Genomic DNA, 15,091 nt, shown 5'->3' with positions numbered 1-15,091 from the left:
TCCTGACTACCTCATCTTGCATATGCAAGCGAAGACGACAGGCGAAACACTATAAACAAATTATGCATTGCAGCTTTTAGCCGAGCTGCAATGCGAACTTCATAGGGGGGGTACTATCCATGTTAGCGGCAATTTCAAAAAACTTTTTCCTTGCAGTATCTGAGAACAAGACATTAAATAAAGCGGCAAGAAAATGGGGACTAAAATTCGGAGCCTCGAAAGTCGTTGCCGGCGAAACGATCGAAAGTGCAATCCAGGCAGTAAAAGAATTGAACGATAAAGGTATCGTGGCAACGCTTGACCATTTAGGAGAGTTTGTGTCAAGCCGTGAAGAAGCGATTGAATCGACTGATTATTGCGTGAGAACGCTTGAAGCTATCGCTACATCCGGTGTGAAAAGCACGTTGTCCGTAAAAATGACGCAACTCGGTCTTGATATCGATCATGACTTTTGCTTTGACAATATGTGCCGTATACTAGATACAGCAACTAAACATAACCTTTTTGTCAGAATTGATATGGAAGATTATTCTCACTGCCAAATTACTTTGGACATTTTACGAGAATTGCGGAAAACATACGACAATGTCGGTACGGTCATTCAAGCGTATTTATACCGGACGGAAAAAGATATCGAAGAATTGAAAGGGGTTTCGCTCCGCCTGGTAAAAGGGGCGTATAAAGAGCCGCCCGAAGTTGCTTACCAGGATAAAAAAGACGTTGATGAAAATTATTGGAAAATTATTAAAGCCCATCTTCTCAGTGGAAGCTTTACCGCTATTGGATCACATGACCATAACATTATTGCGAAAGTCAAACAATTCGTAAAAGAAAACAACATTCCGAACGATCAATTCGAGTTCCAAATGCTATACGGATTTAGAACGGAAATGCAGCAGCAATTGGTTAAAGAAGGGTACAATATGCGCGTCTATATCCCGTACGGCGACGACTGGTTCGGCTACTATATGCGCCGTTTAGCCGAAAGACCGCAAAACGTGGCATTCGCTTTAAAAGGTTTCTTTTCAAAATAAGATAAAAGAGTTTATTTAGCCTGTTCCTTGACTACTTAAAGGAATAGGCTTTTTTCTTACAAAATCGTAAGCCAACTGTAAGGTAATTAGATGGCTCCTGTTTCTATCCATCTGTAAAGTTATAAGTGAAAAATTAACGAATATGAATAGGCCGCCAATTAAAGGCCCAATCGAAATGGGAGGGAATACAAGATGAATGTCGTATTAGAAGCGAAAAATGTTTCTAAAATCTATTCTACAAAAGGAAAGGGGAATGAATATAAAGCGTTGGATAATGTTTCATTTACCGTGAAGGAAGGAGAGTTTGTCGGGATAATGGGTCCTTCTGGCGCCGGGAAAACAACGTTATTAAATATGATTTCAACAATTGATAGCCCAACGTCTGGTGAAATTTACATTGACGGGAACGATATCGTCAAAATGAAAGAAGATAAGCTTGCGTTATTTCGGCGCAATAAACTCGGCTTTATTTTTCAAGATTATAATTTGCTTGATTCGCTAACCGTTGCAGAAAATATTGCACTTCCTCTTGCGCTGGCGAAAGTCAATGCAAAAGAAATCGATAACCGGGTTAAAAAAATCGCAGCAACTTTTGGGATTGAGCGGATTTTGAACCACTATCCGTATCAAATTTCTGGCGGGCAGAAGCAGCGCTGTGCCGCATCTCGCGCGATCATTACAAATCCGACATTAATTTTCGGAGATGAACCAACAGGGGCGCTAGATTCAAAATCTGCGACAGATTTGTTAGAAAGCTTAACACAACTAAACGAAAAGGCACGGGCGACGATATTACTCGTCACACACGATGCGTTTGCCGCAAGTTATTGCCGCCGTGTCCTTTTTATTAAAGATGGCCGCATTTTTAAGGAACTGTATAAAGAAGAGAGATCGCGCAAACAGTTTTTTTCCTCGATTTTGGCTATACTGTCCGACATCGGAGGTGGCGTAAGTGACGTTATTTAACCTTGCGATCCGAAATGTGAAGCGAAATTTCAAAAACTATTTTCTTTATTTCGCTTCAATGATTTTCAGCATTGTTATGTATTACACCTTTGTGTCGCTTAAGTATAATTCACAAATTGAAAAAGCGGCGGACGCGTCAACGAAAATTTCAGGAGGGTTTAGTGTTTCAAGCGTTCTGCTCATTTTATTTGTGGCGCTATTTATGATTTACTCTAACGGCTTTTTTACACGCAAACGAAAAAAAGAAGTCGGTTTATACTCCCTTTTGGGCCTGCGGAAAAAGCAAATCGGAAAAATGCTCTTTTACGAAAATTTATGTATGGGTTTAATTAGTCTCATGATTGGGATTTTGATAGGTGCGTTGCTTTCAAAAGCGTTTTTAAGCTTGCTTCTTGTGCTTATGGGGCTTGATTTGCACGTAACCTTTGAAATTCCTGTAAGAGCAGTCCTGCAAACATTTGCCGTCTTTTTCTTAATTATTCTATATACATCCTTTCAAGGATATCGGCTCATATACCGTTTTAAGCTAATTGAGCTGTTTTCTGCGGAAAAGGAAGGAGAGGGCGTCCCGAAAGGATCCTGGTTGATGGCGGCCGTCGGCATTTTATTCATTGCAACGGGCTACACAATGGCGCTCTTTTTTATGAAAATTGCTACTAAAGGTCTCGGGTTGTTACCGCTCGCGTTCGCCATTCTCTTTTTTACGGTCACCGGAACGTACATGTTGTTCCATTTTTTTACGGTTGCTATGTTGAAACGAGCGAAAAAGAAAAAACGTTCCTTTTATAAAGGAATGAACATTTTTAGCACATCGCAGCTTTTATACCGGATCAAAGGAAATGCGACGTCACTTGCGACGATTAGTGTTCTTAGTGCTGTAACGCTTTGTGCCGTCGGTTTTTCGGCAACAGTATATATAAGCACGTTTCAGACGGCAGACCAGATGCGTCCGTTCAGTTATTCATATGTGAAAAAAGATAAACACCTGGATGAAAAAGTGAATGCCGCATTAAATAGAGAAAAAGCGAATCATCCGGTGACAAACGATGTCGCGCTAAAAACGGTGTTTGTCAAAGGGGAAGTAAGCGGTGTTCGGTATGTTAGCAACATCCGGTACATGATCGATGAAGGATTCCATCTTATGCCGGAAAGTGAATTTCATTCATATATGAAACAAATCGGCAAAAGTGAAAACGTGCATTTAAAACCCGGAGAAGTATTTGCGGTCGATGGTTCATATGATGATAATTTAAGCGGATTTGATGATTCATATGTCCATAAATCCGTCCAGCTGAATATTGGTAAGTCTTCGATGCGGATGAAAATTAAAGGCGCCGGTGCTTATTACCTTTCAGATTTTGGTGAGTTCGTACTAGTCGTGCCGGATCATGTATACGACAGGGTGAAACAAACTGGCAAAGAGCGGGTTGTCCGCAATATTACTGTGAAAAACGAACGGGACAGCGAAGCGCTCTCAAACAATCTTGCGAAGGCTGTTAAAAACAGCGAGCAGTACAGCGATTATTATCACTTGTTTAGTGAAGGGCTGCAAAGTTCAGGACTCATGATTTTCATCGGGGTTTTCTTAGGATTAGTCTTTCTGCTTGCGACAGGGTCAATCATTTATTTCAAACAAATGATGGAAGCGGCTGCGGACAAGCCACAATACGACATTTTACAAAAAGTCGGAGTAACAAACCAGGAGAAGAAGCGCGCGATCCGAAAGCAAATGGCCTTCGTCTTTACCGCTCCTCTCATTCTCGGAGTGCTTCATACGCTATTTGCTTTAAAAGCATTGGAAAAAATGATGCCGGTAAGCGTCGCCATCCCTATTTTCATCTGCGTGCCGGTGTATATACTTATTTATTTTGGCTATTACGAAATGACTGTTCGGTCGTACTATAAAGAAGTAAGCTAAGAAGAGATATAATTTCATTTACCGTATTGAAAGCATAATCTTAAAAACTGCATTATTTACCCGGATTTTCAAAAAAGAAGAAAATCCGGGTTACCTTTAGTTTTTCTTTTAAGAACTTTCTTTAAGGTTGTAACGGCTGGTTTTTAGTTGATTAAAAATGGTATACTGACAATGGAAGATTAAGCTTTGGCAAAGGAGCAATGGGAATGATACATAAAACATGGCTTGAAAAAGAAACGATAAAAAAAGTGAAATGTGTCCATACAAACGCTGAAAAGTATATGGTGGACCGCGTGTTGACTGCCGGAAAAACGTACGACGTGAAAAATGAAACCGAAGACTTTTATTTTATTGTCGACAATACCGGAAAAGTCGGCGGCTATTACAAAAATTACTTTGAGGAACAATAAAAACAACAGCTGCGCGCTGTTGTTTTTCAGTTAATTGAGAGACTTTATAAACGCATCAACTTCCTTATTAAACAAGTCAGCTTCCTCCAGAAACGGACAATGGCAGCTATTTTCAAAGACCACTAGCTTTGAGTTCGGGATGTTTTCCTGTAAATGCTTCCCTGCGGCAACAGGAATCAGTTTTTCTTCTCTTCCGAAGCAAAGTAGGGTCGGGATCTTAATTGTCGGCAATAGTGAACGATAGTCGACCACCGATTGATCAAATAGAATGGCGCTCGCAACCGATTCCGGCAGCTTACTTACTTCCGCGAACATCCAGTCCATTTCTTCATCGGCAAGGCCATTTTTAAACATTAACGGAATAAATTCTTTCACAAATGAATCTCTGTTCGTTTGAATCTCTTTCATAAAGTGGATAAGCGTTTCCATATTAAACGCGCCGATCGGGAAATCCGGCCATTTGAAATCCGATGCTAATTCATCGATAATGACCGTTCCTTTTATATTTTCTTGACCAAACTGCTTCATATATTCCCAGACGACAAATGCCCCCATTGACCAGCCAACCAGCACAATGTCTTTCAGATTAAAAGTTTGTATAAACTTATGAAGATCTCCGGCATATCCCGTAATCGTATGACCGGAGTGAACGTGAGATGACTTTCCATGACATCTTAAATCTAAAGCAATCGCCCGGTAGTTTTGACGAAAGTAAGGAAGTTGTTTTTGAAAGAATTTGCCACTCATCCAAACGCCGTGGACAAAGATGACCGGAGTACCTTCACCAAGCGCTTCATAGTATAGTTTTATATTGTTTTCTAACTTCAAATAAGGCATGCAATCCCCCCTCTATCGGTTATTAGATGATACTTACATAATAAGTTTGCTATTCCTGAAATATGTTGTTTTATAGCTCCTATTTTCATATATGGATAGCAATAATCCGGAACTTGTTCGAATAAAATAAGGGGAAAGAAAATATAAAAAGGAGGGAGGATAGACGCAAGTAATTCCTACTTGACGTATCGGAATACATGTAATATAGTTTTTTTATTAAACGAATAAAGGGGGAGAAATAGGGTGTCTACATTTCTCGTAATTGTCAACATCGTTATTATGCTACTTTTAATTTCCGTCCTATTTTACATGCAACGAAAGCACGTTTCTTTCTCTAAACGCGTATTTACGGCATTAGGAATAGGAATTGTGTTCGGGCTTATTTTGCAATTTATTTATGGTCCGACATCTAACGTCATTGTTCATTCGGTAGATTGGTTTAACATTGCAGGTTACGGCTATGTTAAATTGCTGCAAATGATCGTCATGCCGCTCGTCTTTATATCGATTCTTGTTGCATTTATTAAGACGAAGTTGTCAAAAAATGCAGGTAAAGTCGGAGGTTTAGTGATTGGGACATTGATCGTAACTACCGCCATTGCAGCGGCCATCGGCATTGCGTCGGCGCTTTCGTTCCATCTTCAAGGAATTGAGCTTCATAAAGGAGATGCTGAGACGCTTCAACTGCAAACGGTGAATCAAAAACTAGATAGTATTCAAAACATGACAGCACCGCAAAAGATTCTTGAATTGCTTCCTGGCAATCCATTTCTAGATTTCACAGGGGCTCGCCCCACATCGACAATTGCTGTTGTTATTTTTTCCGTTATTATTGGGATTGCCTTTCTCGGTGTGAAGCGAAAAAGCCCTGAACAAGCGGAATTGTTCGCGAAAATTGTAGATTCGCTTTACGCCATTGTCATGAGGGTCGTAACACTTGTGTTGCGTTTAACTCCATATGGAATACTTGCATTAATGACAAAGATTGGGGCAACGAGTGATTTAAATGCGATTTGGAAACTGGGCAAATTTGTGGTTGCTTCTTACATTGCGTTAATCGTCATGTTCATTATTCACTTACTTATTCTTTCTTTATCGGGGTTAAGTCCTTTGACCTATGTGAAAAAAGCGCTGCCAGTTCTTACATTCGCATTTACATCGAGAACAAGTGCAGGAACGCTGCCACTAAATGTGAGCACACAGACGAAAGAGTTCGGAGTTCCAGAAGGCATCGCCAATTTTGCCGGCTCGTTTGGGCTATCGATCGGGCAAAATGGATGTGCAGGCATTTATCCAGCTATGCTGGCGGTTATGGTTGCACCATCTGCCGGGATTGATCCATTAAGTCCTTCATTTATTTTGACATTGATCGTTGTCGTCGCACTAAGCTCACTCGGTGTGGCAGGTGTCGGAGGGGGAGCAACATTTGCTGCACTTATTGTCTTATCGACGATGAACTTGCCTGTTGCAATCGTTGGACTTCTTGTTTCGATCGAGCCGCTAATCGACATGGGCCGCACAGCGCTGAACGTGAGCGGAAGCATGACGGCAGGGCTATTAACAAGCAAGGTGACAAAAGAATTAGATACAACTGTTTATTCATCACAAGCAAGTAGCCAACAACAATTAGAGGCTTAAACCGATCAGGTCGCCAAACTTCCGGCGGCCTGATTTTTTGTATATAGTAATAATGTTCAAAATAGTTAACAAAATAACAAAAAAAATTTATAATAAAAAGATGGCAAAAATAACAAGGGGGTTTATATGGACAATTTTCAAACGTATCTTGACCAGTATGCTGAATTGGCAATTAAAGTAGGGCTAAATGTCCAAGAAGGGCAGCATGTTTTGATCCAGGCACCTATCCATTCGGCGGATTTTGTCAGAAAGGTGGTAGAAAAAGCCTATCTTGCAGGAGCTAAAACCGTTTACGTCGATTATAACGATGAGGAATTAACTTTATTAAAGTATAGGCTTGCGCCGCAGGAAGGCTTAAAAGAGTTTCCGATGTGGAGAGCAAACGGATATGTCGAAATGGCTAAAAATAATACAGCTCTACTGCAAATTTACGCACCAAATCCAACTCTTTTAAAAGACATTGACCCTGAAAAAGTCGCCATTGTCAACAAAACAGCGGCAACAGCAATGAAAGAGTTTAATGATTATACGATCACGGGAAAAATCAGCTGGAGCATTATTTCCGTTCCGTCACCAGAATGGGCAGCTCAAATTTTTCCTGGGGAAAGCAAGGAAGAAAGTGTAAAAAAGTTGTGGGAAGCTATATTTACCGTTACCCGGGTGATGGAAGAAGACCCTGTACATAAATGGCAGTCGCATATTGAGAATCTCACTCGAAAAGTGGACTACTTAAATGAAAAAAAATATAAAAAGCTTCATTATCAATCAGAAGGAACCAACTTAACAATCGAACTTCCAAATGAACATCAATGGTTATGCGCCCAATTTACAAATAAAGCGGGAACTTCCTATGTTCCGAATATGCCGACAGAAGAAGTATTTACTGTTCCGGTAAAATATGGGGTTAACGGCGTCGTAACTAGCAAAAAGCCGTTAAATTATAACGGAGTATTAATTGATAATTTTTCACTTACATTCCAGGATGGGAAAGTCGTTGATTTCCAGGCTGAGACAGGTTATGAAACATTGAAAAATCTTTTAACTATTGATGAAAACATTTGTTATTTAGGGGAGGTGGCGCTTGTGCCGCACAATTCTCCGATTTCAAATTCAAATCTTATTTTCTACAATACATTGTTCGATGAAAATGCCTCCTGCCATATTGCGTTAGGCGCCGGACTGCCAATGTGCATCAAAGACGGATCCGATATGACGAAAGAAGAGCTGGAGAAAATCGGACTAAATGATAGCATCAATCACGTCGATTTTATGATCGGTTCTCAAGATTTAGCTATTGATGGGGAAAAAGAAGACGGATCAATTGAACCAGTTTTTCGCAATGGGAATTGGGCTTTCTGATTTAAAAAAAGATAGAGCAAAATGATGGGGGAATCCTTTTAAACCGGAAGATGTAGCGAAACTTTTATATGCTGAACGAGAAAATTATTGATACAAGAAAAGTCATGCAATGATTATAATTCCGTGAAATAGCATACAGTCTTTAAAAAACGAGGGTGTTATTCAGCCTATAATTTGCTGAATGGCACCCTCGAGTTTTGTTTTTAAAACATCCATATCGCATTTTGAAGAAGCATCAAGGGGTTAAATGGAGAATAGGAATGATAAAAAGAAAGTAAAAGACAACCTCGGACAAAGAAGCAGTCGTTATTTAACTTAAAGGGGGTGGCAATTAAAATTGAGGAAATGGCATGAAATGGTATTTGATAAACAAAGGATGTTTCGGATTCGGATTTAGAATTTTTAATTAAATAGGAGGACGACTGTTTGGGTTTTAATGTAGCGATAGTAGGAGTTGGCGGAGTAGGTCAAGTTTGCGCATCAGAAGTAATCAAAAAACGTTATTTATCCAGGCTGGTTCTTGCGGATATTTCTACAATTGAGGCAGAAATCTTTGCAAATTCATTAAGGAAAAACACTTCAGCAGCGATTTCGGTTTATCAAGTAGATGCCAGCAGCAAAGAAAGTGTTGCCTCTATTTTGAATGGCATCGACGTACTGCTTCATGCAGGGATTCCGAAATTTAATTATACGGTAATGCAGGCGTGTATCGATACAAAAACCCATTATATTGATATGGCTTCCGATAGCCCGGACGACCTACTATCTCAACTGGATTGGGGTGATAAATTTAAAAAAGCGGGAATTTTAGGCATTATGGGGTTAGGCTGTGACCCTGGATTTTCAAATATTGCGGCAAGATATGCAGCGGATCAACTGGATACAGTTAAATCCATTACGATTCTTGATGGAGATAATTCTAAAGTGGACTATGAAGGCTTTTGCACCTATTTTAGCCCACAAACGGCCATTCAGGAATGTCTGGCAAGACCAAATTATTGGACCGCAAAAGATGGAATGAAATATTATCCGACACCATTTGCGAATAAGGATGAGTTTGAATTTCCAGACCCAATTGGCTGGTTAGATTGCTATGTGGTAGAACATGAGGAACCTACAACCCTTGGTCAGTCAATCGGGAAAGGATGTGAATATGTAGAGTTCCGGTATGCGCTTCACCCGGATTTTGTAAACACCCTTAAAGTTTTACGTTTTTTAGGGCTTGATAGTGATGAACCCATTCAAGTAGGAGGGGTGAACGTAATTCCGCGTGATGTTGTCGTAACAACAATGCCGAAACCTGCTGAACTTGCCGGAAAAATCCATGGCTATTCATGCGTTGGTGCGAATGTGAAAGGGGCGAAAAATGGTGAAAACGTTGAATTATTTGTCTATACAATCGCGAATCACGATGTAATCTTTGAAAAGGCGGGCTTTCAAGCAACAGTCTGGCAAACCGGCGTTCCACCCGTTGTTGCTGTTGACATGATGGCTGAAGGACTTTTAAATGAAACTGGATGCATTCCACCCGAGAAGATTGCCCCCGTTCCTTTTCTTAAGCGCTTAAAGGCAAGAGGCATGGAATGGTATGTGATAAAGAAAACGAGTCCAATTTTGATGGCTTGAAAATAAAAATGAAATAACACCACCCGTGATCATGATAACGGGTGGTGTTCTCTGCGCTTGACCCTGTCAATTGGGCATTAACGGGCTTTCGATTTAAAATTCACATTGATCAAGTGGAACGACTTTAGTTTTTTTAACGAATTTATATCCAAGCCAAACGATAATGAATAGCGGCAATCCGATATAGGAAACAAGTACACTGTACCAATCAATTGAACCACCCATAAAGGCGGAATAGTTTTGACCTAAAATGACAACGAGACAAAGCGCAAAAGCGAATAATGGACCGAACGGGAACCACTTTGCTTTATATGGCAATGCATTTATATCGAGTCCCCGGGCGACATACGCTTTCCGGAATCTGTAATGGCTGATCGCAATCCCGAGCCAGGCGATAAATCCAGACATGCCGGAAGCGTTTAACAACCATGTATAAACAACCCCGTCGCCAAATAACGATGCTAAAAATGCCACGCAACCTACGAGTGAAGTAACGATCAATGCATTGACCGGAACACCGCGGTTGTTTAATTTAGCAAGAAACTTGGGCGCTTTTCCTTCCCGGGCCAAATCCCAGAGCATCCGGGTTGAAGCATACATCCCGGAGTTTCCCGCAGATAAAACCGCCGTTAAAATAACCGCATTCATAACAGAAGCAGCGAAAGCAATTCCCGCTTTATCAAACACGAGCGTAAAGGGGCTTACTGTTACATCGCTGTTGGCGAGGTTGCCATTTGTATAAGGGATTAATAAGCTAATAACGAAAATGGCCAATACATAAAACAACAAAATACGCCAGAACACTTGACGAACAGCCCGCGGGATATTTTGACGGGGGTCGTCACTTTCACCGGCAGCTACGCCAAGCAGCTCCGTTCCTTGGAATGAAAATCCTGCCGCCATAAATATGCCGAGAGTTGCCATGAATCCACCGTGAAACGGCGCATCTCCTACGGTGAAGTTTTTAAACCCGATCGCATCTCCGTTCATAATTCCAAAAATCATAAGGAAACCAACGATTAAAAAGACGATCACAGTAATTACTTTTATGATCGAAAACCAATATTCCGCTTCTCCAAACCCTTTAACGGATAAAAAGTTTAATAAAAACATAATAACTAAAAAGAGACCGCTCCAGAGAAGAGAGGGGCTATGCGGAAACCAGAACTTCATGATCATCGTAACAGCCGATAATTCAGCAGCTATGGTAATTGCCCAGTTATACCAATAATTCCACCCTAATGCAAACCCGAGAGAAGGATCGACAAATTTTGTTGCATATGTGCTGAAAGAACCGGCAACCGGCATGTATGCTGCCATTTCCGCAAGGCTTGTCATTAAGAAATAAACCATAATTCCTATCGCAATATACGCGAGAAGAGCTCCTCCAGGACCGGCCGAGTGAATCGCGCCTCCGCTTGCGAGGAATAACCCCGTACCAATCGTCCCCCCGAGTGAAATCATTGTTAAATGCCGTGACTTCAAATTCCGTTTTAATTCTGTTTTTTCGCTGGCAGTTGGATGATCTGCCAGATTTCTTGCTGCGCTTTGCATAAAATAACACTCCTCTTTCGTTTATTTGGAAGGAGTGGGAAATAAAAAAACCGCCGAAAGGAATCGACGGTTGTCTAATCTACCCGAATCATGCACCTTCCGTAAGATAGCGCACCACGTTTGATTGGATTACAAACGCGGCAGTTCTGTTCCTATTCGGAAACAGCCCCAGCTTAAGCCCCCAGAGATGGACTTAAACTTCGGCAGCTTTTCCTTTCAGATGGAGTCATTGACGTTCTCTGCATCTCGTCCCTCTTACTCATAAAAGCCGCGACCTCTACCTCATCGGATTGATGAGGATTTTAATCTGTATTCATTTAATAAGACATTTTTATTATAAATGATTCGACATGATCAGACAATAGTTTTCTAAAGAATACTTCTTGTATGGAATTAACAATGTTTTACATTGTTTTCATTGTGAATTAATAAACATGCGATAGCATAAAGTAAGCAAAATGAAGGGAGAACGAAAAATGAAAGTGAGTCCAAAAAGAATAAAAAGTACAATTTTTTCATTAACTTTTGCTTCCGCCATTGCTTCTATATCTATTCCTTCATCTTTAAATCCTTCAATAACTCTGGCGAAAATGAATGAAGCACCCACAACACGGCATATTAAAGAGCTCCCCCTCGGAAAATCCGGACTCCCGGAAAAGCGAGTAATTAAACAGCTCACTGAAGGTGTTACGTTCATTTCCATTGAAAGAGGCAAGAAATCGAACAACGAATATTATACGGTGGACATTGGCTTTTTCAATAAAAAAACGGATGCGGCTATGATGATTGAAGACTTAAAAAACAAAGGGTATGACACTTATTTACATACGATTAAAAATGATTCAACCAACGATGTGAAACATCACAAATTAGGCTATTTAGTTCGAGTCGGCAAGTTCCCGGCGGAAAAGGAAGCTAACAATTTAAATAAAAAATTAAAGTCTGACGGCTTTTTAAATGCAAAAGTTACATACACTGGATTTGATAGTCCAAGGACAACCGGCCTGTGGTCCATTCATGTAATAGAGATTGATCGCCACCGATTTAAAGGCACTATTTCAACTTCTCTGGCAATGGACAAGGTTGAAGGAAAAGAAACCGTTTCAAGTATGGCGAAGCGAACACAATCGATAGCGGCGACCAACGGCGGCTATTTTGTGATGGATGCCAAAGACGGGACTCCAGGCGACCTGGCGGGAATTTCAGTCCATAAAGGACAACTTGTAAGCGAAGCCGTTAACTCCCGCACAAGCTTTATTTTACCGAATGCTAAGAATAACGCATCAATTTCAAAAGTGTCTACTCATTTGAGCATTCAATCATCAGATGGAGCGAAAAGAGAACTGGACGGGATGAACAGGCAACCTGGATTTATTCGAAGCTGCGGGGGCGTTGGCGGCGATCTTCCGACACAGCTTCCCATGCATGATTTTACTTGTAAGGATGACAGTGAACTCATCGAGTTCGATCCGATATTTGGGAGGAGTACACCAGAGGGCAAAGGTGTTGAAGCCGTATTGAATGCTGAAGGAAATGTCGTTGAGGTCAGAGAACAACGAGGGGGGCCGATCCCGTTCAATGGGTCTGTAATAGCAGGAACGAATGAAGCGGCCCTATGGTTGAAAAAACATGCCAAACGAGGAATGAGGCTAACTACTAAACACTACCTTTATGTTGATGGCAAACCATATGCCGCAGGAAAAGGAGCAAACATTGTCAATGGCGGGCCCCGTTTGTTGAAAAATGGGGAAATTTTTGTTAATGCGGAACAGGAAGGCTTTCATGCCAATGAAGAATTTTTCTACCATTTCGGGATCACACGTCACCCACGGACGATGGCCGGTATCAAAGCAAATGGAAATATATTGTTAGTCACTGTTGATGGAAGGAATCCGGAGCGAAGTGTAGGGACCAGTTTTAAAGAAAGTGCAAAAATAATGAAAGCATTAGGAGCTAAAGAGGCATTAAATTTGGACGGTGGAGGATCAACCGCTATGGCAGTTGGCGGAAAGCTCATTTCTCATCCGTCAGATGCCGCGGGTGAACGGCCGGTCGGTGATTCGATTACGATATTGCCTAAATAAATATTCTATTCATTTATCCCATTGAGTAACTTTACCCAATGGGATTTTTTATTTAAATAAGCTATTAAAGTAGCATTTTTAATGGTACGATAAAAAAGAAAATTCAATTATTTCCAATATTAAAGAGGTGTTGATGATGAATCCATTATTGCCGAAAATATTTCAACTTGAGGAAACAACGATCAACAATATTCAAGAAGCGTTTCAGAATGGAAATTTAACATCAAAAGAATTGGTCTGCATGTATATGGAACGGATATCCCTTTATGATGGGCAAGGTCCAGGCCTTAACACGATTCTTGAGTTGAATCCAGATAGCATACATATCGCCGAAGCGTTGGATGAAGAAAGAAAACGAAAGGGGGCGAGAAGCCCGCTTCACGGGATACCCGTTCTTATTAAAGACAATATCGATACGAATGATAAAATGCATACAAGTGCCGGGTCTCTCGCCTTAAAAAATGCCTATGCTGCACGAGATGCATTCATTGTAAAAAAGCTTCGTGAAGCAGGTGCGGTCATTCTTGGAAAAACAAACATGACGGAATGGGCGAACTTTATGACCGAAAATATGACGAACGGATACAGTTCGCGTGGAGGCCAGGTGCTGAATCCGTATGGCCCGGGAACTTTCGATGTGAGCGGTTCAAGTTCCGGTTCTGGAGCAGCCATTGCAGCTAATCTTGCGACGGTAGCAGTCGGAACAGAAACGTCAGGATCTATTTTATGCCCGTCATACGCAAACAATATTGTCGGCATTAAGCCAACAGTCGGCTTGCTTTCAAGAGCGGGGATCATTCCGATTTCAAACAGCCAGGATACAGCTGGCCCAATGGCAAGAACGGTGACAGATGCCGCCATTTTACTCGGCATTCTTGCAGGAGCGGATGAAGAGGACCCGGCTACTTTGAAATCAATCGAAAAAGCAAAAAACGATTATACGGCCTATTTGGATAAAGGAGGCTTAAAAGGGGCGCGTATCGGATTTGCTAAAAAACGTTATTTGAAAATGCTATCGAACTCACAACAACAAATTATGGAAAATGCGATTTCGATTATGGAGCAGCGAGGCGCGACGATTATTGAATTAAATGAAACGTCGCCGTTGGAACATGAAGAAGGGGATTATGCCGTTTTGCTTTACGAATTTAAATCGGGAATCAATGATTATTTAAAGAGGCTCCATCCATCGGTTTGCATTCGAACGTTAAATGATATCATCCAATTTAACAAGGATAATGCTAAAGACTGCTTGAAATTTGGACAGACCCTCCTGTTAGAAAGTGAACAAACGAGCGGGACATTAACTGAACCTGAATATATCAAGAGCAGGTTAAATCAAATCGTAAAAGCCCAGAAACTTGGGATTGATAAAGTGATCGAAGAACATCAGTTAGATTCCATCCTTTATCCAGGAGAATTCGGGTATGAGATCGGAGCGAAAGCGGGCTATCCGTCGATCACCGTCCCTGCAGGGTTTGATGATGCAGGTGCGCCATACGGCATTATTTTAACGGGAAGGGCATTTTCCGAACCGACTTTAATTCGTCTCGGATATGCATTTGAACAAGCCTCATTATTTAGGAAGCCTCCTGTTTTAGAATAAACCATGCTGTCCGCCCCCTTCAACTAAAGATGTGAAAATGATTAAATTTGAACGTGTGA

At 41.1% G+C, this 15,091-nt stretch carries 11 protein-coding genes and 1 riboswitch; of the genes, 9 read left to right on the top strand and 2 right to left on the bottom strand.

Features of this window, described 5'->3' with window-relative positions:
- Positions 1-119: 119 nt before the first annotated feature.
- From WD019_RS20355 to WD019_RS20340, 4 genes are all read left to right on the top strand, one after another.
- A complete protein-coding gene (locus tag WD019_RS20355; protein WP_026678172.1) occupies positions 120-1,034 on the top strand; it encodes a proline dehydrogenase family protein in 915 nt (304 codons plus the stop codon).
- Positions 1,035-1,226: 192 nt separating this feature from the next.
- The gene (locus WD019_RS20350; protein ID WP_425712641.1) at positions 1,227-2,000 is read left to right on the top strand and encodes an ABC transporter ATP-binding protein; all 774 of its coding nucleotides are present in this window, start codon (positions 1,227-1,229) and stop codon (positions 1,998-2,000) included.
- On the top strand, positions 1,987-3,918 hold the full coding sequence (locus WD019_RS20345; RefSeq protein WP_425712640.1) for an ABC transporter permease: 1,932 nt from the start codon (positions 1,987-1,989) through the stop codon (positions 3,916-3,918). The genes WD019_RS20350 and WD019_RS20345 overlap by 14 nt, the downstream gene beginning before the upstream one ends.
- A 206-nt stretch (positions 3,919-4,124) precedes the next feature.
- A complete protein-coding gene (locus tag WD019_RS20340) occupies positions 4,125-4,328 on the top strand; it encodes a DUF6501 family protein (protein WP_026678169.1) in 204 nt (67 codons plus the stop codon).
- Between the two features lie 30 nt (positions 4,329-4,358).
- Here WD019_RS20340 and WD019_RS20335 read toward each other — a convergent pair whose 3' ends face one another.
- Positions 4,359-5,165, bottom strand: a complete 807-nt coding sequence (locus tag WD019_RS20335) for an alpha/beta fold hydrolase (RefSeq protein WP_425712639.1) — start codon at positions 5,163-5,165, stop codon at positions 4,359-4,361.
- A gap of 243 nt (positions 5,166-5,408) precedes the next feature.
- Here WD019_RS20335 and WD019_RS20330 point away from each other — a divergent pair, with 243 nt between their 5' ends.
- The 3 genes from WD019_RS20330 to WD019_RS20320 all read left to right on the top strand — a co-directional run bounded on the left by WD019_RS20330 (position 5,409) and on the right by WD019_RS20320 (position 9,788).
- Complete coding sequence (locus WD019_RS20330) at positions 5,409-6,803, top strand: L-cystine transporter (protein ID WP_425712638.1); 1,395 nt, start codon at positions 5,409-5,411, stop codon at positions 6,801-6,803.
- A gap of 126 nt (positions 6,804-6,929) precedes the next feature.
- Complete coding sequence (locus tag WD019_RS20325; protein ID WP_425712637.1) at positions 6,930-8,162, top strand: aminopeptidase; 1,233 nt, start codon at positions 6,930-6,932, stop codon at positions 8,160-8,162.
- Positions 8,163-8,588: 426 nt separating this feature from the next.
- Positions 8,589-9,788, top strand: coding sequence for a saccharopine dehydrogenase family protein (locus WD019_RS20320; protein WP_425712636.1), 1,200 nt, complete (start codon positions 8,589-8,591; stop codon positions 9,786-9,788).
- Between the two features lie 93 nt (positions 9,789-9,881).
- Here the strand turns inward: WD019_RS20320 and WD019_RS20315 are convergent, their stop codons facing one another.
- The gene (locus WD019_RS20315; protein ID WP_026678164.1) at positions 9,882-11,342 is read right to left on the bottom strand and encodes an amino acid permease; all 1,461 of its coding nucleotides are present in this window, start codon (positions 11,340-11,342) and stop codon (positions 9,882-9,884) included.
- A gap of 99 nt (positions 11,343-11,441) precedes the next feature.
- Positions 11,442-11,630, bottom strand: a riboswitch (Lysine riboswitch).
- Between the two features lie 188 nt (positions 11,631-11,818).
- Between WD019_RS20315 and WD019_RS20310 the strand changes: the two genes are divergently transcribed.
- Positions 11,819-13,426, top strand: a complete 1,608-nt coding sequence (locus WD019_RS20310; protein WP_425712635.1) for a phosphodiester glycosidase family protein — start codon at positions 11,819-11,821, stop codon at positions 13,424-13,426.
- A gap of 133 nt (positions 13,427-13,559) precedes the next feature.
- Entirely contained in the window at positions 13,560-15,032 is a 1,473-nt protein-coding gene (locus tag WD019_RS20305; RefSeq protein ID WP_425712634.1) for an amidase, read from the top strand.
- The last annotated feature ends 59 nt before the right edge of the window (positions 15,033-15,091 follow it).

Origin of the sequence: Fictibacillus sp. Mic-4 (assembly GCF_049843615.1) — a bacterium.
Classification (GTDB): domain Bacteria; phylum Bacillota; class Bacilli; order Bacillales; family Fictibacillaceae; genus Fictibacillus_A; species Fictibacillus_A gelatini.
Note: the sequence above shows the minus strand (reverse complement) of the source record. Positions and strands in the feature narration are given on the sequence as shown.